Origin of the sequence: Kineosporia mesophila (assembly GCF_021129235.1) — a bacterium.
GTDB classification, from domain to species: Bacteria; Actinomycetota; Actinomycetes; order Actinomycetales; family Kineosporiaceae; genus Kineosporia; species Kineosporia mesophila.
Map to the genome: position 1 here is coordinate 32,180 of NZ_JAJOMA010000031.1, position 18,821 is coordinate 51,000.

Below are 18,821 nucleotides of genomic sequence, written 5' to 3' on the forward strand. Positions count from 1 at the left end.
CGCAGGTGGCGGGGCGATCCTGGGCAGCCAGTAGCGCTGCCGCAGCGTACGGATCGAGGCCCACATGAGCTCATCACCCGCGCCCGACATGGCCAGGACCGTACAGGCCGCGCCCATCAGCCGACGCGCGGTCGGCACGACCATGGGATCTGCCCTGATCGCCGCCGTGGCCTACATCGACCCGGGAAACTTCGCCACGAACGTGACCGCAGGCGCCCGGTTCGGGCCCATGCTGGTCTGGGTCGTCGTCGCGGCGAGCGCCGTCGGCCTGCTCGTGCAGTACCTGGCGTCCAAGCTGGGACTGGTCACCGGGCGCAGCCTGCCCGAACACTGCCGCGAGAGGATGCCGTCCTGGGCGCGGGTCGGGATGTGGTTACAGGCCGAACTGGTCGTCATCATGACCGACCTGGCCGAGGTGGTCGGCGGCGCGATCGCCCTGCACCTGCTGTTCGGTGTTCCGATGCTCGCCGGGGCTACGGCCATGGTCCTGACGTCTCTGGCCGTTCTCGGCCTGAAGGTCAACGGCTACAGCCTCTTCCGCCCAGTGGTGTACGCAGGCCTGGCAACGGTGGCCGCGGCGTTCGGATACCAGGTCCTTCACGCGGACCTGGGCGCGGGGGAGTTGGCCTCCGGCCTGATACCCCGGCTGCAGGGGATCGACAGCGCCTACCTGGCCGCGGGTGTGGTCGGGGCGACGGTGATGCCGCACGTGGTCTACCTGCACTCGGACATGACCAAGACCGAGCTCGCGGTGTCGGGCCGCGCGGTGCCGGAGCTTCTGCGCCGTTCCCGCCGCGAGATCTCGGCCGCCATGCTGGTCGCGGCCTCCATCAACGTCTGCATCATGCTCGCCGCCACCACGCTCGGAGCGCAGCAGGCCGGTTCGCTGGCCGACGCGCACGCAGGGTTCGCCTCCGTGATGGGGGCCGCCGCCGGCTGGGCCTTCGCGCTCGCCCTGCTGGCCTCGAGCCTCGCCTCCACCTGTGTAGGCGTCTATAGCGGCCAGGCCATCATGGCGGGCTTCCTGCGCCGTCATGTGTCTGCATGGTTGTTACGCTGCGTGTCTGCCGTTCCGGCCCTGGCTGTCCTGGCCGCCGGGGTCGACCCGACGGCCGCGCTCGTCCTGAGCCAGGTGGCGCTGTCCTTCGGCATTCCGCTGGCCCTCGCGCCGCTGCTCTGGCTCACCAGCAGCAGCACGGTGATGGGGTCGGCGGCGAACACATCGTTGACGGTCGGTGCCATCGGAACGGTGCTCGGCCTCGTCATCGGGCTGAACGTGTTTCTCACCGGCAGCCTACTGATCGGCTGACACCGGTGCTCCCGCGCAGGACGAGATCGCATTCCTAGGAGGATCCGTGGCTCCGGTGAGTCAAGGTCTGTGCGCCGATCCAGACACGGTACGGCACGGGGACGGTGCTGGGACCGGGCCACGTCGGGTCCCGGCCGCGTGTCCGTGATCCGGGCAGGACGGCCGGGATACCAGTCAGTGGCCCGGCTGCTTCGCGGCCGGGATGTTGGGGATGGCCAGCGCGATGGCTGCGGCCAGGACCGAGGCGACGGCGCAGATGGCGAACAACTGCCGGTAGGCGTCGAGGCTCGGGATCTCCGCGCCGCCGAGGGCGATCGTGCTGGCGGCCATGATCGCCCCGCCGACCGCGCTGGCCAGGGAACTGCCGACCGAGCGCACCAGGGTGTTGAGGCCGTTGGCCGCCGCCAGTTCGTTCGTGGCGGTGTGGGCGTTGATGATGGCAGGCATGGCTGCGTAGCCGATCCCTGTGCCGGCGCCGACGACGGTCGTACCGACGATGACCTGCCACAGCGAGTCCGTGGCCACGATCCGCGCGGCCCAGCCGACCGCCACGATGACCGCACCGATGGCCAGGGTGCGGGGGGCTCCGATCCGCTGGGCCACCTTCGCCGAGACCGGCGCCAGGATCAGCATCGCCAGGCCGCTCGGGAGCATGGCCAGCCCGCCGGTCAGCACCGACGACCCGAAGCCGTAACCGGTGGCCGCCGGGGCCTGGACGTAGGAAGCCGTACCGATCAGTGAGGCGAACAGGGCGAACCCGAAAAAGATCGAGGCGATGTTCGTCAGCAGGATCGGACGGCGCCGCAACGTCGCCAGATCGACCAGCGGCTGGGCGATCCTGGTCTGAGCGACCGCGAAGACCACGAACAGCGCGGCGGACAGCCCCAGCAGACCGACGACCTCGACCGAGCCCCAGCCCCACTTGGTGGCCTGCGACAGGGGGAAGAGCAGCGACACCAGCGCGCCTCCCAGAAGAACCGTGCCCACGAAGTCGATCCGCCCGCCGGTGCGGGAGGCGTCCTCCGGGACCAGGGCCCAGATACCGGCCAGGGCGAGAAGACCGGCCGCGGCGGTGATCCAGAACAGGACGTGGAAATCGGCATGCTCGGCGATCAGAGCGGCGAGGGGCAGGCCGAGGGCACCGCCGACCCCGAGCATCGCGCTGACGGTGGCGATGGCCGTGCCCGCCTTCTCCCGCGGGACGAGTGCGCTCAGCAGGCTCACCCCCAGAGGGATGGCCGCGGCGGACAGACCCTGGATGGCGCGACCGACGATCAGCAGCGTGATGTTGCTGGTCAAAGCGGTGAGGAGTGATCCGGCGACAAGGGAGCCGACACTCACCAGCAGAAGGCGGCGCTTGCCGAACATGTCTCCCAGACGACCCATCAGCGGGACGGCGACCGCAGCGACCAGAAGTGTCGAGGTGAGAAGCCACTGCACGTTCGACACCGATGTGTCGAGTTTCTGCGGCAGTTCACCGAGGACCGGGATGAGGATCGACTGCGAGAGCGACACGACCAGAGCAGCTGTGCCGACGAAGAAGAGCCACAGCCCGATGGGCTGGTCGGTCTTCGCTACTGGGGTGTCGGCCGCGGGAACAGTTGCGGGCACGGGTTTCTCCCTCCATTAGGTTCAGATTCAGGCGGATTCGGGTGTGTCACGCAGCAGGGCGACCCCGGCACCGAGGGCGACCACTCCCATGCCGGCCGCGGTCATGACGGCCTGGGCGCCGTCCAGCGCGAGCGGCGCCACGACCGCGACCCCCAGGTTGAAGAGGAAGAGGAACCACAGGACGGCACGACTGGGCAGGAAGCGCTTCATGACGGGGTGTCTCCTTGGTGGACGGTGGCCGGGATCGGCATGACACGAGTGTCGGAGCCGGGGCCGGCCCGGTCGTCAGCCCACCGGTGCGGTCGGGGTACCGCTTTCGTGGGAGGCCCGGTCGTTGGGACGGCGCCCGCCCCAACGCCTACCGTGATCGCGGTAGGCGCGGTACAGCCACCGACCGACGATTTACGGTGCCCGGGTGGCCAGGCTCGTCGAGGCATACAGGTCACCGCAGGCTCATGTGCACCGCGGTCCGACCACGCTGCTGTCGCCTCGACATATCGATCTGGAGTCCTGATGAAGCGCCTCGAACTTGGTTCACGCACCCCTCGTGCCCTGGGCATCTGCGCGGTCCTGGCAGCAGTCGTCGTACTGTCCGGGTGCGACGACGCCACGGACGGCATCGGCTACACCTCGGGTCTTTCCGGCACCGAGACGGCCGGGCCGGGTACGGCTCCGGACAGCACCCCCGGTACCCGGGACGCCGGTGACGAGGCCCCGGTCACCAGTGCCTCGTTCTGTGCCTTTCTCGAGGATGAGGCCACGAAGGTCGACGGGATGAGCACGGTGACGGTGCGCCGGACCCTGGTCGACGACATCTCCGACCTCTACGCATCGGCCGGGACCGCACAGGTCGACGAGAGCGACAGGCTGGAGATGGATGCCCTGGCGAAATCCTGCCCGGGCGACGCCGCCGCGGTCATGCTGGAGGCCCGGATCATTTCGTTCGCGCAGTTGTGACGGCCAAGGGCAGCGTCGCTCGCACCCCTGCTGTGGTTCGCCGGCCGGCTCGTGTCCCTGACCGGCAGCCTGATCCTGGGCTACCGTCCCGTCTCGGGAGGTCCTGACCGGACGTCGCCGCCATGATCGCCCAGCTGTCCCGGACCCGGCCGGTCACCGGTTCGCTCGGTGCTGACCTCCTCGGCGACCCGGCCCAGGACCTGGGGCCCGTCCTGGTGTTCCTGGCCGGAACGGGCTCCCGCTTCATGACCGGTCAGCTGCTCCCGGTGACCGGTGGTTCCCTGATGCTGGGAGCGTGATCCCCGGCTGGGACCACGCGGGTCTCGGCGCCGTCGGAAGTCCAGGCCCGGGGCGGTGGCCGCCGGCGCGGTACCGCAGCAGACGTACGGCAGATGCTTCCGGGAGGTGATGTCCGGACCCCTGGGGTGCGAGATCGTCCTTGTACGCCCGATCGACCGGGGAGAAGCCCGGCCGACGGGCGGGATGAGGAAGGACCGCCATGACCGACTCCGAGAACGACCCAGGGGTCTACGAGTACACGAGGACGCAGGTCCCTCGGCGTCTGGAATGGGTGTACCGGGATGCCTACCGTCATTTCGGCTGGAACCTGGAGACCCAGGGGACCGGGCGCCGGATCGGCAGCACGGTGACCATGAGTCTTCGGCGCGACCGGTCACTGGTAGAGCAGCAGCCGGCGCTGCGGGAACTGGAGACCGAGTGCCGTCGGGAACTGGCGGTACTCGGCGCCAAGGAGACTCTGCGAGCGGCTGTTCCCGCCTCGGCTGCTCTGCTGTCCTTGGTCGTGGGTTCCGGACTCGTCATCAGTTCTCTGCTGTCCCTGCGGGCCGGGGACGACATGCTGACGACGGCAGGCCTGGGTGCTCTTGGTCTCATGGCCTGGTTGGTGGGGGCCGTGGGGTACCGGATCGTGCGTCGCAGCGTGAACGAGCACTATGCCGTCAGCGTCGCGGACCAGTACGCCGCGATCGACGAACTCGGTGAGCAGGCGGTCTCATGGGTCCGGCCGGGGAAGGCGCAGGACCCGAACGGTCCCGCGCGCTTCCCGGCTGCGGAGGTGCGGGTCAGGCCGCCGTCACCGCGACGGCCGGTGCATCACCCCGCGCCTCACGTTCTTCGGATCCCACGGCCCGCAACAGCGCCCAGATCATCATGATCTTCCAGATCAGGAAGCAGATCGACGGGATCACCATGGCGAAGAGGCCGTTCCAGGCGAACGGACCGTCGAAGTCGACATAGACGAAGACACCGGGGAAGAACCCGGCGGCCAGGACGAGGTTGGCCCACCCGAACCAGCGCGGGAACACCGGGTTCTCGCGTCGGTCCACCAGTGCCGAGATCCCGATCACGGCCACGTTCAGCACGAAGATGACGGCGACCCCCACGTACGTGAGCCAGTACTGGTCGCTGAGCATCTGGATGATCTCCGGCGGCCGCTGCCGGTAGGTCGCGGTGGCCACCAGGGCCAAAGGGTAGATCCAGCCGGTCGGTGCGACGATCGCGGTGGTCAGCTGGACCATGGACAGCAGGCCCCAGCCGCCCTCGATCCGGTTCATCTGCAGGCTCGTGACCACGGCGAACGGATAGAACAGCGGGGCGAAGATCCCCATCAGGACGACGGCCCAGAGGATGCCGTCGTGGTGCTCCTGGAAGAAGGCGACCAGGGAGTCGGTGCTGGCGCCGGGCGAGGGTGGGGCGAGCTGGCCCACCACGTAGTAGGACACGGTGGCGGCGATCGCCACGACCGCGCCGCACCACACCGACCATCGGTACAGTCTGAACTTCACTTTCTCGTCCACACAAATCTCCTTTGATTCGCCGTCGGGTGGGAAAGTGTTGTGAGACATTGAATCTCAGTTTCCGGCAAGGTCCAGCACGGCCTGGTAGGCGAAGGCGACGGACGAGCCGATCGGGGTGCCCGCGCCGGGGTAGACATGGCCGGACATCGCCGCCATCGTGTTTCCGGTCGCGTACAGACCGGGTATCGCCCGGCCGTCGGTCCCGAGCACGCGGGCGTCCACGTCGGTCTTCAGGCCGCCCTTGGTGCCGATGTCCGAGAGCAACACGGTGGCGACGTAATAGGGAGGGCTGTCCAACGGCGGCAGGAGAGGGTTCTTCAGGCTCTCGTCGGGCATCGCCAGATAGTTCAGGGAAGCCGGCGGCCCGGCCGGGTAGCCGACGATGTAAGACATCGTCCGGTCCCAGGTGCTCTCGCCGCGGTGGAACTTCTCGTCGACGCCGGTATCGGAGAAGTGGTTGTACTCCTCCACCGTCGCCTTCAGGTTCGCGTGCGGCACCCCGATGAGTTCGGCCACTCCCTCGAGGGTTTCGGCCTTACGCAAGGCACCGGAGGCGAACCACTCCGGTGCGGTCGGCTCCCCGGGTGGGCCGCCGATGTTGAAAGTGTCCAGGTGTCGCTGGTCGAACACCCAGGAGATCGGCAGGTGCGAGGTCGCCGTCGTGGTGTGGGCCCGGTAGATGGCGTGGCCGGACTGGTCGTAGGGAGCCGTCTCGTTGCAGAAGCGGCGGCCCTCGCCGTTGACCCAGACACCGCCCCGGGTGCCGGTGTGGAACAGTGGTTTTCCGTAGGGCTGGAGCACGCCGGGGATGAACCAGGCCTCGTCGAGCAGTTCGGTGTCGGCGCCGACGGCCACACCGGCCAGCAGCGCGTCACCGGTGTTGCCGGGTGCGCCGTTCGACCATGCGCCGGTCAGGTCCGACGACTGGTAGCGGGCCCTGAGTTCGGCATTCCGCTCGAAACCCCCGGCGGCCAGCAGCACGCCCCGGGTGGCGCGAAGGGTCACGTCGCCGTCCTCGACCGCGGCGACCAGCCCGACGACCCTGCCCTCCTCCACGACCAGGCTCTTCAGTGCGGTCCCGGTCCGGACCTCACCGTTGCCCGTCTCCAGGAACGCCTTCAGGGCCCGGCCGATCAGGGAACGCCCGCCCACCCAGACCGGCCCCTCGTCGATGCCGCGCTGCTCGGTGTAGATCGGACGGCGGACCAGGGCCGCCTCCTTGCCGAGCTTCGCGACCGCGAGGGCCGGTGGGAAGATCGTGCGTCCGGTCGGGCTGGCTCCCGGCAGCGCCGAGTAGTAGTCCGGCACGGGCTGGAACTCGAAGCTCTGGAACCAGGGGTTGCGCTCCAGTTCGTCGATGACGGCAATGCCGGCCCGCAGATAGGCATCCTGCAGATCGGCCCGGGAGTCGTCGGCCACGGCCGCGCGCAGGTACGTACGACCGGCCTCCACATCGTCGTCGGCCCCGGCCCGGGTGATCGGTGCCGAGCCCGGGTACCAGATACCGGCCCCGGAGTAAGCGGTCGTCCCGCCGACCTGATCGGTCTTCTCGATCAGCAGGGTCCGCAGCCCACGGGACGCGGCCAGATAGGCGCCCACCAGGCCACCCGCCCCGGACCCGACCACGACGACGTCGTACGTGGTCGCATCTTCAGATGTCACGATCTCTCCTCATCCGTGAGCCACATGGTTCTCGCGACAACAGCGTTCATCCCCATCCGAGGGACCAGTCGGGCAGGGCGGAGGCGTGCGGGCCGAAGGCGCCGTACTCGCCGCGGAAGAACAGCAGGGGCAGCTTGCTCGAGACCACCCGGAGGTCCTGCACGGCCCCGAGGGCCAGGAAGTGGTCACCGGCCTCCACCACCTGATCCATCGTGCAGTCGACCCGGGCCACGATGCCGTCCAGGACCGGTGCCCCGGTGGAGGAGGGTGACCAGGTCACTCCCCGGAACCGGTCCGGCCCGCGGCCCGCCATCGAGCGGCAGAGGCCGACCTGGTCGGCGGCCAGCACGTTGACGGTGAAATGCCCGGCGTCGCGGATCTTGGGGAAGGTACTGGATGCCCGGTCGGCCAGGAACATGACCATCGGCGGGTCGAGGGAGACCGAGGAGAACGAGCCGACGACCATGGCCAGCGGCTCGCCCTCGCGGCCCGGCGCCGTCACCACGACCACACCGGTCGGGAAGTTGCCCAGTACGTCGCGGAAGTACCGGGCCGGGGTAGCGCCCTCGGGAACACTGGGGAAGCCCCAGCCGGCGTCCGTCACCTCGGCCATCCGATCAGATCACCCCGCGCAGGTGGTCCGGCAGGTCGACACCCATCTCCAGGACGGCGCCGGCGTGGTAAACCGGGCCCGGCATGTGGATGAAGTGCTGCAGTCCCATGTGCGCATCGCGCCAGAAGCGCTGCAGCGGATTGTCGCGGCGTCCCGCGTTGCCACCGGAGCGGGCGAAGATCTCGTCGACCGCGTTCACCGCTCGCCAGGCACAGCGGATCTGGTTGCGCCGGATCTGCCCGGCCTGCTTCGTGGTGATCGGATGGCCGGCCTCGAGCTGGGCGTAGGCCCCGGTCACGCCGTCGAGCAGCTGGGATCGGGAGGCCGCGATGTCGGCCGCTGCCTCGGAGATCGCGTAGAGCGAGTACGGGTCGTCCTTCATCCGCCCGCCCGCGGCGTTGACCCGGTTGCGCTGATAGGCCAGGTGCTGACCGAGCGCGCCCTCGGCGATACCGACCACCGCCGAGGTGATGCCCAGCGGGAACAGCACCGCGAACGGCAGCCTGAACAGCGTCCCGGTACGCCCCACCCGTTCGGCCGCGATCCCCTGGGCCACGTCCAGGTGCGAGACCGTCCGGTAGGCGGGCACGAACGCGTTCTTGACCACCACGTCCTTGCTGCCCGTTCCCTGCAGGCCGATCACGTTCCAGGAGTCCTGGAGGATCTCGTAGTCCTGGCGGGGGATCAGCACGTGCAGATAGGTCGGTGAGGCCGCCGGCCGCCCCGAGCCGTCCCCGGTGAGCGCTCCGAGGAACACCCAGTCGGCGTGATCGGTCCCCGAGGAGAATTGCCAGTGGCCGGTGACGACGTAGCCGCCGTCGACGGGTTCGGCAATACCGCTGGGGGTGTAGGGCGAGGACACCCAGGTATCCTGGTTCTGGCCCCAGACCTCTTCGCCCACACGGGGATCCAGCATGGCGATCTCCCACGGATGAACGCCGACGACGCCGGCCACCCACCCGCTGGCACCGCACCGCCGGGCGGTGGCCATGACCGCCTCGCCGAATTCCCGGGGGTGGACCTGATACCCCCCGTGTTCCTCCGGGGCCAGCAGACGCATCAGACCGGCGTCCTTGATGGCCTGGACGCTCCGGTCGGACAACCGGCCGAGTCGCTCCGTCTCCTCCGCTGCGGCCTCGAACTCGTCGGCCACCTTCTCGACGCGACGGACGGCGTCGCTCCCGGCGGTATCCGTACTAGCTGGCGTGGGCACGGTGGCACCTCCAACTGCTGGTCGGTTCACGGCCTTCATCGGCTGCGATGCGCAACATCGTGCGGGCCGGTTGTTTTCCCGGAGAAGGGTCATCCCACTGATCGGGAATCGCCGTGCTGGCGAGCGCCGAACGTCTGCTTGAGTCGAGGTGGAGAGCGGAGGTTCGAGCCATGACCGAGACACCTGTGGCACCGGAATTGCTGACCCACGAGAGCACCCTGCGGGAGCTGACCACCGACAAGGGCGTGCTGCGCTACCACGAGGCCGGGCAGGGGCCACCTCTGGTGCTGCTGCACGGCTCGGGTCCGGGCGTCAGCGGCTGGCGCAACTTCAGCGGCAGCCTCGGCCTGTTCGCCGGGCACTTCCGTACCCTGATCCTGGAGTTCCCCGGGTTCGGGATCAGCGATCCCACCGATGAGCACGCGATGCTCGGCGCCCCGGCGACCGTGCTGCGGTTCCTGGACGGTCTCGGCCTGGACCGCGTGGACCTGATCGGCAACTCGATGGGCGGGCAGGTCGCCACGAAACTGGCCCTCACCCGCCCGGAGCGGGTGCGGCGCCTGGTCACCATCGGGGGCATCGGGCGCAATCTGTACGCGCCGATGCCCAGTGAGGGCCTGCGGCTGCTGACCGACTTCGTCGACGACCCGACCCGCCCGAACCTGGTGCGCTGGCTGCGCGGGATGGTCTTCGACCAGTCGCTGATCACCGAGGAACTGATCGAGGACCGCCTGAGCACCGGCACCGAGGCACAGACCCTGGCCACGGCCCGGTCCATGTTCGGCAGTGAGGCGCTGAAGTTCCTGATCGCGGCCGCCCAGGCCGGCGGTGTCCCGGAATGGGCGCAGCTGGGGAACATCACCGCGCCGACCCTGCTCACCTGGGGCCGGGACGACCGCGTCACCCCGCTGGACTCGTCCATCATCCCGATGCGCGCCATTCCCAACGGTGAGCTGCACGTGTTCCCGAACAGCGGGCACTGGGTGATGATCGAGGCGAAAGAAGCCTGGGAGAGCGTGGTCCTGGCCTTCCTGACCCGGCCCGACGCCTGCTCAGACGCGTCGTGACGACCGATCTCACTCTGCCGGGCCGTGTCCAGCAGGCCGCCGACCGACTGCTGACCGCGCAGCGGGAGCGCCGCCCCGGCGCGCCGGTCCGTGACCTGATCGGCAGCACCGACATCACCGCCGCCTATGCGGTCCAGCAGCGGGTCGTCGACTCCCGGCTGGCGGCCGGTGCTCGCCGGGTGGGCCGCAAGATCGGCCTCACCTCCGCGGCCGTGCAGCAGCAGGTCGGTGTCGACCGGCCGGACTTCGGGGTCCTGCTCGACGACATGCTCTTCCACCACGGCGACCAGATCCCGGCCGGACGGCTGCTCCAGCCCCGGGCCGAGGGGGAGATCGCTTTCGTGCTCGCGACCGACCTCGAGGACCCTGACCTGCCGCGCGAGCGGCTGCCACAGGCCGTCTCCCACGCCGTCGCCGCGATCGAGGTGGTGGACAGCCGGGTGCGTGAGTGGGACATCGCCATCACCGACACTGTCGCCGACAACGCTTCCAGCGGCGCCTTCGTCCTCGGGCGGGAGCAGGTGCCGCTCGACGCGTTCGTGCCCCGTGACGTCACCATGCGGATGACCGTCAACGGCACCGAGATGTCCACCGGCACCGGACAAGCCTGCCTCGGCGACCCGCTGGACGCGTTGTGGTGGCTGGCCCGCACGTCCATCGAATTCGGCGCCCCCCTGCGCGCGGGCGAGATCATTCTCTCCGGTGCCCTCGGGCCGCTGGTCCCGGTCCGGGCCGGGGATGCCCTGGACCTCGAGGTCAGCGGCCTGGGCCGTGTCTTCGTCACTTTTACGCGAGGTGAGTACTCATGACCACGAAGGTCGCCGTGATCGGTTCCGGAAACATCGGGACCGACCTGATGTTCAAGATCATCCGAAGGTCCACGGTCCTGGAAATGGCGGCCATGGTCGGCATCGACCCGCAGTCCGACGGCCTGGCCCGTGCCTCCCGGCTGAGCATCCCGGTCACCTCCGACGGGGTCAAAGGCCTGATCGCAATGCCGGGCTTCGACGAGATCGGGATCGTCTTCGACGCCACCTCGGCCCGCGGGCACCTGGAGAACGCGCAGGCCCTGGCGCCGTTCGGCAAGCGGCTCATCGATCTCACACCGGCCGCGAGCGGACCGTTCGTGGTGCCCCCGGTGAATCTGACCCAGCACCTGGACGCACCGGACATCAACATGGTGACGTGCGGGGGCCAGGCCACGATCCCGATCGTGGCGGCGGTCTCCCGGGTCACCCCGGTGCCCTACGCCGAGATCGTGGCCTCGGTGTCGTCGCGCTCGGCCGGTCCCGGTACCCGGGCGAACATCGACGAGTTCACCGAGACCACCGCCCACGCGGTCGAGAACGTCGGCGGAGCGGTACGGGGCAAGGCGATCATCATCCTCAACCCCGCGGACCCGCCACTGATCATGCGCGACACCGTCTACTGCCTGACCGGGGACGTCGATCACGACGCGGTCCGGGAGTCCATCACCCGGATGGTCGCCGACGTCGCCCAGTACGTCCCCGGGTACCGGCTGAAGCAGAAGGTCCAGTTCGCCGCAGTGGATCCCGCAGCCCTGACACCCCTGCTGGGTGACGCCGCTGCGGGCGTGCGCTGGAAGATCAGTACCTTCCTCGAAGTCGAGGGTGCAGCCGATTATCTGCCGCCCTACGCGGGCAATCTCGACATCATGACCGCAGCTGCCCTGCGCGTGGGTGAGCTCGTCGCCACCGGTACGACGTCAGGAGCCCGTCCGTGAACATCTACCTGCAGGACGTCACCCTTCGCGACGGCATGCACGCCATGCGGCACCGGATCGGCCTGCGCCCCCTGGCCGCCGTCGTCGCAGCTCTCGACCGTGCCGGGGTGAACGCGATCGAGGTGACGCACGGAGACGGGCTGTCAGGCTCCAGCCTGAACTACGGCATCGGCAGTCATTCGGACTGGGAGTGGATCGAGGCCGCGGTGGCGCAGATGCAGCAGGCCGTACCGACCAGCCTCCTGCTGCCCGGTGTCGGCACCATCGAGGACCTGCGCCGGGCTGCCGGGCTGGGCATCCGATCGGTCCGGATCGCGACCCACTGCACCGAGGCGGACATCTCGGCCCAGCACATCTCCGCCGCCCGTGAACTGGGCCTGGATGTCTCCGGTTTCCTGATGATGGCCCATCTGGCCCCGCCGCCGGAACTGGCCCGGCAGGCAAAACTGATGGAGTCGTACGGCGCCCACTGTGTCTACGTGACCGACTCCGCCGGCGCCCTGACCATGGCCGGCGTCCGGGACCGGATCCGCGCCTACCGGGAGGTGCTCGACGACGCCACTCAGATCGGGATCCACGCCCACCAGAATCTGTCGCTGTCGGTGGCCAACTCGGTGGTCGCGGTCGAGGAGGGCGCTCACCGGGTGGACGCGTCGCTGGCCGGTCACGGGGCCGGCGCGGGCAACACCCCGATCGAGGCGTTCGTCGCGGTCGCCGATCGTCTGGGCTGGGAGACCGGCTGCTCGGTGTTCGAGTTGCAGGATGCCGCCGACGATCTCGTGCGCCCCCGGCAGGAGCGGCCGGTGCAGGTCGACCGGGAGACCCTGACCCTGGGCTACGCCGGGGTCTACTCCAGCTTCCTGCTCCACGCCGAGGACGCGGCGAAGACCTACGGCCCGGACGCGCGGCGGCTACTCACGGTGGCGGGGGAGCGGGCCCTGGTGGGAGGCCAGGAGGACATGCTGGTGGACATCGCACTCGACATCGTCGACAAGTGATTCGCGACGGTTCGGAAAGACCCACAAACGCAGCCATTCCCATCCGTGAATCAGGCGTTATAGTCAACTGATTATCTGTTCGCCGACAAAGATGTCAGTGGGTCGATAGAGATGAGCGTCAGATCCTCGAACGGTCCGAAGGACGCTAACCCCTCTTCCGGGACTGAACCTCCGTCGATGGTGGAGCGAATCACCCAGATCATGGATGTTTTCGCCTTGCCGATGGCCACGCTGTCCCTGGATGAGGTCACCCGCCGGTCCGGGTTACCCCGCTCCACCACGCACCGGATTCTCACCAAACTCGTCCAGTTCGGCTGGGTCAGCTACATCGATGCTCAGTACAGCCTGGGCCAGCGGGCTCTCGGTCTCGGTGCCCGGGAACTGGTGTACAACCAGCTTCGCTCCGCCGCACACAGCCGGCTGCACGATCTGTCCTGCCAGACCGGGCTGACGGTGCACCTGGCCGCCCTGGACGGCCCGAACATCTACTATGTAGACAAATTTGGAGGCCAGGGGTCTGTGCGCGTGCCCTCCGAGGTCGGAGGCCGGGCCCCGGCTCACTGCACGGCGCTCGGCAAGGCCATCCTGGCGCAGTTGCCGCCCGAAGCCGTGCACGAGCAGTATGCCGACGTGCTCGGCTCGGCCCGGCACACGAACCGCACGATCGTCACCATGTCCGCCCTGCACCGTGAACTCGCGCGCATCCGCGGACGCCATGGCCTGGCCTTCGAGCGCGGAGAATGCTTCTCGGACATCGCCTGCGTGGGGATGCCGGTGAGCGACAGCCGCGGCCCGGTCGCAGCCGTGTCGGTGGTAGCCGATTTCCGTTCCAACATCGAACGTTTTGCGCCGCTGGTGGTGGAGGTGGCCCATGCGGTGTCACGCGACCTGATCCAGAAGGAGTCCGTGAGCACCGGTCAGCCGGCGCCCAATGCCTCGCGGGTCAGTCGCTGGGAATCGTCCTGGCTACTGGGGGATGGATCTCAGGTCAGCTCGGCCTGAACCGGAACGGTGGAAGCGGTGGGGAAGGCATCCAGGCCCTCTCCACCGCTTCGGTTCGACCGCTTCAGGACTTGGCGGTCCCCTTCTCCAGAACCGAGGCCAGGGGCGAAGAATTGGTTGACGACATCATCGAGCTGTCCGGACCGATCTCCAGCGGGTCGCCGTACCAGGTGGCTCCCCACTCCATGGCCGGAGTCCACTCCAGCGCTTTCCAGTCCGGGTCGAAAATGTGGTAACTGCCGGCGTACAGCTCGACCCGGTGACCCGAACCCGGATCCCGCAGGTACAGGTACATGGCCTGGGATACACCATGTTTGCCCGGGCCGAGGTCGAACGTGACGTCGTGGTCCCTCAGCACGTCCGCGGCCACCAGTACATCGCTGTGGTTCTCCAGGTTGAACGCCACGTGATGCATCTGGGCGTTCTTGCCGTCCGCGCTGACCGCGATGGCCAGGTCGTGCACCTGCGGTGTGACCGAGAGCCAGGAAGCCACGAGCATGTTGTTCGCCTCCGGAACATGGACGAATTCACGGCGTTTGAATCCGAACGATTCCCGCAGCCAGCCTTCTGCAGCACCGAGATGCTCGGGGGCAGCCTGCACGTTGAAGTGGTCAATGCGGCGCACCCCCAGGCCACGCCGACGGGAGCTGTTGCTCGGGAGTTTGGAACGGATCTCCTCGGGTGCCTGTGGGGCGTCGATGTCGTAGTACAGCTCGAAAGGGTGCTCGGAGTGCGGCAGCAGGAACCGTGTGGCCGTGCCGCGCCCCGCCTGGTGACCGGACGGTAGTTCGACCGCCTCGACCTCCTGCGCGATCAGCTGCTGGTGGAACAGCTCGACGTCCTGCGGTCGCGCCACCCGGAAGCTGTACGAGTCCACCACCGCCTCAGCGCTACTGAACAGCACCAGGGAATGATGTTTGAGTTCCTGGTACCCGCGCAGGTAAGAGGTATCGCCGATCCGTTCGACTTCTTCCATACCCAGCAGATCGCGGAAGAAGTGCAGTGACTTCTCCAGATCGGGCGTTCCCAGCGAGACGGCGCCCACCTGGGCGATTCTCGGGCCACCGGGTGGTGTCGTCGTCATGGAGTGCTCCTTCGGGAAGTCGTCGACGCACCGGGCTGATCGGTGCTTCTCAGCTCACCACGATTCTATTTTTCTGCTGGGCAACGACTTCCGAAACAGTCCCAGTGGCCGGGATGAGGCGCCGATGCGCCGCACAGCACACAGAACCTTGCTCGCAGGCTTCTGGCCGGATCCGGACCCTCAGGGCAGGTAGCGCCCGCCGTTGGGGCCCAGCGTCTGCCCGGTGACGTAGGAGGCCTCCTCCGAGACCAGGTACGCCACCGCGTAGGCGATGTCCTCGGGACGTCCCGCCCGCTTCATCGGCATCGTGGCGGCGACCTTCTCCACGTCGATCGGCCCCTCCCGCACGAGCGGTGTGTCGACGAACCCCGGGGGCACGTGGTTCACGGTGATGCCCGAACCGATGTACTCCACGGCCAGGGCCTTGGTCAGGCCGATGACACCCCCCTTGGACGCCACGTAGTGGGCCATCGCCGGGGCACCGGTCTGGGCGGAGGACGAGGAGATGTTGACGATCCGGCCCCAGCCGGCCCCCAGCATGTCGCCGATCAGGACCTGGGTGACCAGGAAGGGGCCCTTGAGATTGATCCGGATCATCCGGTCCCACTCGTCCTCGGTGAGGTCGGTGAAAGGGATGTAGTTCGTGGTCCCGGCGTTGTTCACCAGGATCGTCACCGGCCCGAGCTCGGCCCGGGTCTGCTCGGACGCTGCCACCACGGACGTGCGGTCGGCTGCGTCACCACCCACGGCCACGGCACGTCCGCCGGCTTTCTCAATCAGGGCGGCCGTCTCCTGGGCGCCTTCGAGGTTCAGGTCCCAGACGGCCACCGCGGCACCCCGGGCGGCCAGTTCGACGGCGATCCCCCGGCCGATGCCGCGGGCCCCGCCGGTCACGACAGCGTTCTTCCCGTCCAGGGACACGATTGCTCCTTTGCCTGCGCGTACTGATTCCGTCACTCGCCCAATGCCTCTCGGGTGGCCGTGCGTGCGGCTACCGCTCGCGGGAAACCGGCGTACCCGGCGGAGTGATAGATGACCTCGGCGATGTCCTCGCGGGTGAGGCCATTGGTGAGACCGATGCGTACGTGGGTCTTCAGCTCGGTCTCGGCGCCCAGCGCGATCAGCATGGCGATCGTGATCAGGCTGCGGTCACGGGGGGCCAGCTGCTCGCGGGCCCAGAGCGAGCCCCAGACGCTGGTCGTGCCGATGTCGACGAGTTCCTCCCCGAGCTTGCCGTCACGCAGGCTGATGGGCCCGTCGGGGAAGACGCCGGGCATCGCGGCCCGCATCGCATTCTCGCCGGCTGTTCGCAGGTCCGGGCCGGGGGCCGGGGACGCCGCACTGCGTTCCTCCGTCGTCATGCTGGAAAAATTAGACCAAGCGGTCGGTACAGACAAGAGGCAAGGACCGGTCCTGCGCGAGGCGGTCCCCGTAGGCGTTGTGCCGGAGGTGATCCGAACCCCCTGGCCGTTGTCGGCGTCCACCGGCTGTTCTACGCTCACTCTGATTCGTAGACCGACCGGTCGAAACAACACGGTCGCGTGAGTGACCGTGGTCTGGAGAAAAGATGAGCGAACCGTCGAAGGTGCCGGCCGCGCAGGTGCGCGAGGAGGTCGAGGTCCTGATCATCGGGGCCGGGGTGACCGGGCTCTACCAGTTGCAGCAGGCGCTCGAGGCAGGCCTGTCGGTGCGGCTTCTCGAGGCCGGGGGCGGCGTCGGTGGCACCTGGTACTGGAACCGTTACCCCGAGGCCCGTTTCGACTCTGAGAGTTACTCGTACGGCTTCCTGTTCTCGGAGGAGCTGTGGCGGGAGTGGGAGTGGAGCGAGAAGTACGCCGCCCAGCCCGAGGTGGAGCGTTACTTCAACCATGTGGTCGACCGGTTCGGCCTGCGGCAGTACATCACCTTCGGCTCGAAGGTGATCTCGGCCGTGTTCGACGAGGCGAGCGGCACGTACACGGTTGGGACGCAGGGCGGTGACTTCTACCGCACCCGGTTCCTGGTTGCGGCCAGCGGAAACCTCTCGGTGCCGTTCATCCCGGCGATCGCGGGGCGAGAGTCGTTCCGCGGCGGCCAGTACCACACCGGTCGCTGGCCTGAGGAGGGCGTGGACCTCACCGGTCAGCGGGTGGCCCAGATCGGGACCGGCTCCAGCGGGGTGCAGATCGTGCCCGCGATCGCCGGCCAGGTGGAGCAGCTGACGGTGTACCAGATGAAGGCCGACTGGGTCACCCCGCTGAACAACGGCCCCCTGACCGAGGACGAGAAGACCTGGATCCGGGAGAATTTCGAGGAGATCCGGCAGACGCTGAATACCTCGCCGAGCGGGTTCGCCCACGATATGAGGGGAGGAATGTCCACCGACGCCACCCCGGAGGAACATCAGGCGATGTTCGAGAAGATGTGGGCCAGCGAGGGGTTCCGCAAGCTGACCGAGACCTACTGGGACCTCCTCCTGAATTCCGAGATCAACGGCAAGTGGTGCGCGTACCTGGCCGGGAAGATCCGGTCGATCGTCAAGGACCCGGTGACCGCCGAGCGGCTGATACCGAAGGACAGCGGTTACGGCGGTCGCCGGCCCCCGTTCGGCACCGGGTACTTCGAGGCGTACAACAACCCGAACGTCGAGCTGGTGTCGCTGCCGGAGACCCCGATCCTGCGGATCACCGAGACCGGTATCGAGACCACCGAGGGCCTGCGTGAGGTCGACCTCATCATCTGGGGAACCGGCTGGGACTTCGGCACCGGAGCGCTGAACCGGCTGGGTCTGCGCGGGCGCGAAGGGCTGGCACTGGAGGAGTACTGGTCGGCCGGCCCGCAGACCTACCTGGGGATCATGACGGCGGGCTTCCCGAACTTCTTCTTCCCCGGCGGGCCGCACGGGGCCACCGGCAACAACCCGCGGTACGCCGGCGATCAGGTGGAGTACACCACCGAGGTGATCAGGGCGGCGAAGGAGCGGGGGAGCGACGTGGTCGAGGTCGAGCCGGGAGCGCAGGATCAGTGGACGACCATGGTCAACGACCAGTCGCACCTGTCGTCGTTCCTGGACAGCAGCTACTTCTCCGGCGGCAACATCCCCGGTAAGCCGGTGAAGCAGCTGCTCAACCCGACCGGACGGCCGACGCTGCAGAAGATGATCGCGGATGACACCTCAGCGGGGCATCCGGCGCTGCGGTTCTCGAGGGCGAGCCGGTCCGGGCCGGTTTCCTGACCGGAGCGCCTCATCCGGTGCCCGGGGGGCCGGCGGGCCTGACGCACAGGCCGCACCGACCCCCCGGGGGGGCTCCGGCCCGGTCAGCGGAACTGCAGCACGCGGCGGCTGAATCGCCACACGCCGTCGTCGAGCCGGAGGGTGTCCTCGTAACGGCCCACGAACGCAACGGCGAAACCGGCTTCACCGCGAGTGGTGAGGGCCAGGTCGCTGCGGGCCGAGGCGGTGTTCTCGTCCCAGTCGGTGATCAGTGTGTTGGTCACCAGGTGGACCTGTGGGGAGGCGGGCGGCCAGGCGGCGTAGGCGGCCTCGATCGCGGACCGGCCCTCGAAGGTGCCCTGGCCGGCGATCTCGGAGACACCGTCGGCGACGAACAGGCCGGCGACGTCGGCCGGGCGGTTCTCGTCGAGGGCCTGGGCGTAGGCGGCGATGGCGGCCAGGACGCCGCTGGCAACTGCGGCCGGAACGGGGGTGCCGGGGGTCTTGGGCATGAGGTCTCCTGCTGGTGGGCTCGGGCGGGCGATTCGGGT

The 18,821-nt window shown here is 68.5% G+C and carries 20 protein-coding genes; 10 read left to right on the forward strand and 10 right to left on the reverse strand.

Going from position 1 to position 18,821, the window contains the following annotated elements:
* Positions 1–64 precede the first annotated feature (64 nt).
* On the forward strand, positions 65–1,309 hold the full coding sequence (locus tag LR393_RS30690; protein WP_231488644.1) for an Nramp family divalent metal transporter: 1,245 nt from the start codon (positions 65–67) through the stop codon (positions 1,307–1,309).
* A gap of 174 nt (positions 1,310–1,483) precedes the next feature.
* On the opposite strand, the gene LR393_RS30695 is transcribed toward LR393_RS30690, so the two are convergent.
* Both LR393_RS30695 and LR393_RS30700 read right to left on the reverse strand, forming a co-directional pair.
* Entirely contained in the window at positions 1,484–2,920 is a 1,437-nt protein-coding gene (locus tag LR393_RS30695; RefSeq protein ID WP_231488645.1) for an MFS transporter, read from the reverse strand.
* Between the two features lie 27 nt (positions 2,921–2,947).
* Positions 2,948–3,130: a hypothetical protein gene (locus LR393_RS30700; RefSeq protein ID WP_231488647.1), complete on the reverse strand. Its 183-nt coding sequence runs from the start codon at positions 3,128–3,130 to the stop codon at positions 2,948–2,950.
* A 303-nt stretch (positions 3,131–3,433) separates the two neighbouring features.
* Between LR393_RS30700 and LR393_RS30705 the strand changes: the two genes are divergently transcribed.
* From LR393_RS30705 to LR393_RS30715, 3 genes are all read left to right on the forward strand, one after another.
* Positions 3,434–3,877 carry a hypothetical protein gene (locus LR393_RS30705; protein WP_231488649.1) on the forward strand — a complete coding sequence of 148 codons (444 nt, stop codon included), beginning with the start codon at positions 3,434–3,436 and terminating at the stop codon, positions 3,875–3,877.
* A gap of 122 nt (positions 3,878–3,999) precedes the next feature.
* Positions 4,000–4,176 (forward strand): hypothetical protein, encoded by a 177-nt coding sequence (locus LR393_RS30710; protein WP_231488651.1) that lies wholly within the window; start codon positions 4,000–4,002, stop codon positions 4,174–4,176.
* A 200-nt stretch (positions 4,177–4,376) separates the two neighbouring features.
* The gene (locus LR393_RS30715) at positions 4,377–5,051 is read left to right on the forward strand and encodes a hypothetical protein (RefSeq protein WP_231488653.1); all 675 of its coding nucleotides are present in this window, start codon (positions 4,377–4,379) and stop codon (positions 5,049–5,051) included.
* Here LR393_RS30715 and LR393_RS30720 read toward each other — a convergent pair.
* The 4 genes from LR393_RS30720 to LR393_RS30735 all read right to left on the reverse strand — a co-directional run bounded on the left by LR393_RS30720 (position 4,960) and on the right by LR393_RS30735 (position 9,182).
* A complete protein-coding gene (locus tag LR393_RS30720; RefSeq protein ID WP_231488655.1) occupies positions 4,960–5,682 on the reverse strand; it encodes a hypothetical protein in 723 nt (240 codons plus the stop codon). The two genes, LR393_RS30715 and LR393_RS30720, sit on opposite strands and share 92 nt — an antisense overlap.
* Before the next feature lie 66 nt (positions 5,683–5,748).
* Positions 5,749–7,359, reverse strand: coding sequence for an FAD-dependent oxidoreductase (locus LR393_RS30725; protein ID WP_345718727.1), 1,611 nt, complete (start codon positions 7,357–7,359; stop codon positions 5,749–5,751).
* A 43-nt stretch (positions 7,360–7,402) separates the two neighbouring features.
* A complete protein-coding gene (locus LR393_RS30730; RefSeq protein ID WP_231488658.1) occupies positions 7,403–7,969 on the reverse strand; it encodes a flavin reductase family protein in 567 nt (188 codons plus the stop codon).
* A gap of 4 nt (positions 7,970–7,973) precedes the next feature.
* Positions 7,974–9,182, reverse strand: coding sequence for an acyl-CoA dehydrogenase family protein (locus LR393_RS30735; protein ID WP_231488659.1), 1,209 nt, complete (start codon positions 9,180–9,182; stop codon positions 7,974–7,976).
* A gap of 170 nt (positions 9,183–9,352) precedes the next feature.
* Here LR393_RS30735 and LR393_RS30740 point away from each other — a divergent pair, with 170 nt between their 5' ends.
* From LR393_RS30740 to LR393_RS30760, 5 genes are all read left to right on the forward strand, one after another.
* A complete protein-coding gene (locus tag LR393_RS30740; protein ID WP_231488660.1) occupies positions 9,353–10,249 on the forward strand; it encodes an alpha/beta fold hydrolase in 897 nt (298 codons plus the stop codon).
* Complete coding sequence (locus tag LR393_RS30745) at positions 10,246–11,058, forward strand: 2-keto-4-pentenoate hydratase (RefSeq protein WP_231488661.1); 813 nt, start codon at positions 10,246–10,248, stop codon at positions 11,056–11,058. Before LR393_RS30740 ends, LR393_RS30745 begins: the two co-directional genes overlap by 4 nt.
* Positions 11,055–11,993 (forward strand): acetaldehyde dehydrogenase (acetylating), encoded by a 939-nt coding sequence (locus LR393_RS30750; protein ID WP_231488662.1) that lies wholly within the window; start codon positions 11,055–11,057, stop codon positions 11,991–11,993. Before LR393_RS30745 ends, LR393_RS30750 begins: the two co-directional genes overlap by 4 nt.
* Positions 11,990–12,991, forward strand: a complete 1,002-nt coding sequence (gene dmpG / locus LR393_RS30755; protein WP_231488663.1) for a 4-hydroxy-2-oxovalerate aldolase — start codon at positions 11,990–11,992, stop codon at positions 12,989–12,991. The genes LR393_RS30750 and dmpG overlap by 4 nt, the downstream gene beginning before the upstream one ends.
* Positions 12,992–13,168: 177 nt before the next feature.
* Entirely contained in the window at positions 13,169–13,993 is an 825-nt protein-coding gene (locus tag LR393_RS30760) for an IclR family transcriptional regulator (RefSeq protein ID WP_231488664.1), read from the forward strand.
* Positions 13,994–14,057: 64 nt separating this feature from the next.
* Here LR393_RS30760 and LR393_RS30765 read toward each other — a convergent pair whose 3' ends face one another.
* From LR393_RS30765 to LR393_RS30775, 3 genes are all read right to left on the reverse strand, one after another.
* Complete coding sequence (locus LR393_RS30765) at positions 14,058–15,077, reverse strand: VOC family protein (protein ID WP_231488666.1); 1,020 nt, start codon at positions 15,075–15,077, stop codon at positions 14,058–14,060.
* Between the two features lie 180 nt (positions 15,078–15,257).
* Positions 15,258–15,998 (reverse strand): SDR family NAD(P)-dependent oxidoreductase, encoded by a 741-nt coding sequence (locus LR393_RS30770; protein WP_231488667.1) that lies wholly within the window; start codon positions 15,996–15,998, stop codon positions 15,258–15,260.
* Between the two features lie 32 nt (positions 15,999–16,030).
* The gene (locus LR393_RS30775) at positions 16,031–16,438 is read right to left on the reverse strand and encodes a carboxymuconolactone decarboxylase family protein (protein ID WP_231488668.1); all 408 of its coding nucleotides are present in this window, start codon (positions 16,436–16,438) and stop codon (positions 16,031–16,033) included.
* 206 nt (positions 16,439–16,644) lie between these two features.
* Between LR393_RS30775 and LR393_RS30780 the strand changes: the two genes are divergently transcribed.
* Entirely contained in the window at positions 16,645–18,291 is a 1,647-nt protein-coding gene (locus LR393_RS30780) for a flavin-containing monooxygenase (protein WP_231488669.1), read from the forward strand.
* A gap of 83 nt (positions 18,292–18,374) precedes the next feature.
* Here the strand turns inward: LR393_RS30780 and LR393_RS30785 are convergent, their stop codons facing one another.
* On the reverse strand, positions 18,375–18,782 hold the full coding sequence (locus LR393_RS30785) for a nuclear transport factor 2 family protein (RefSeq protein WP_231488670.1): 408 nt from the start codon (positions 18,780–18,782) through the stop codon (positions 18,375–18,377).
* Between the last annotated feature and the right edge of the window lie 39 nt (positions 18,783–18,821).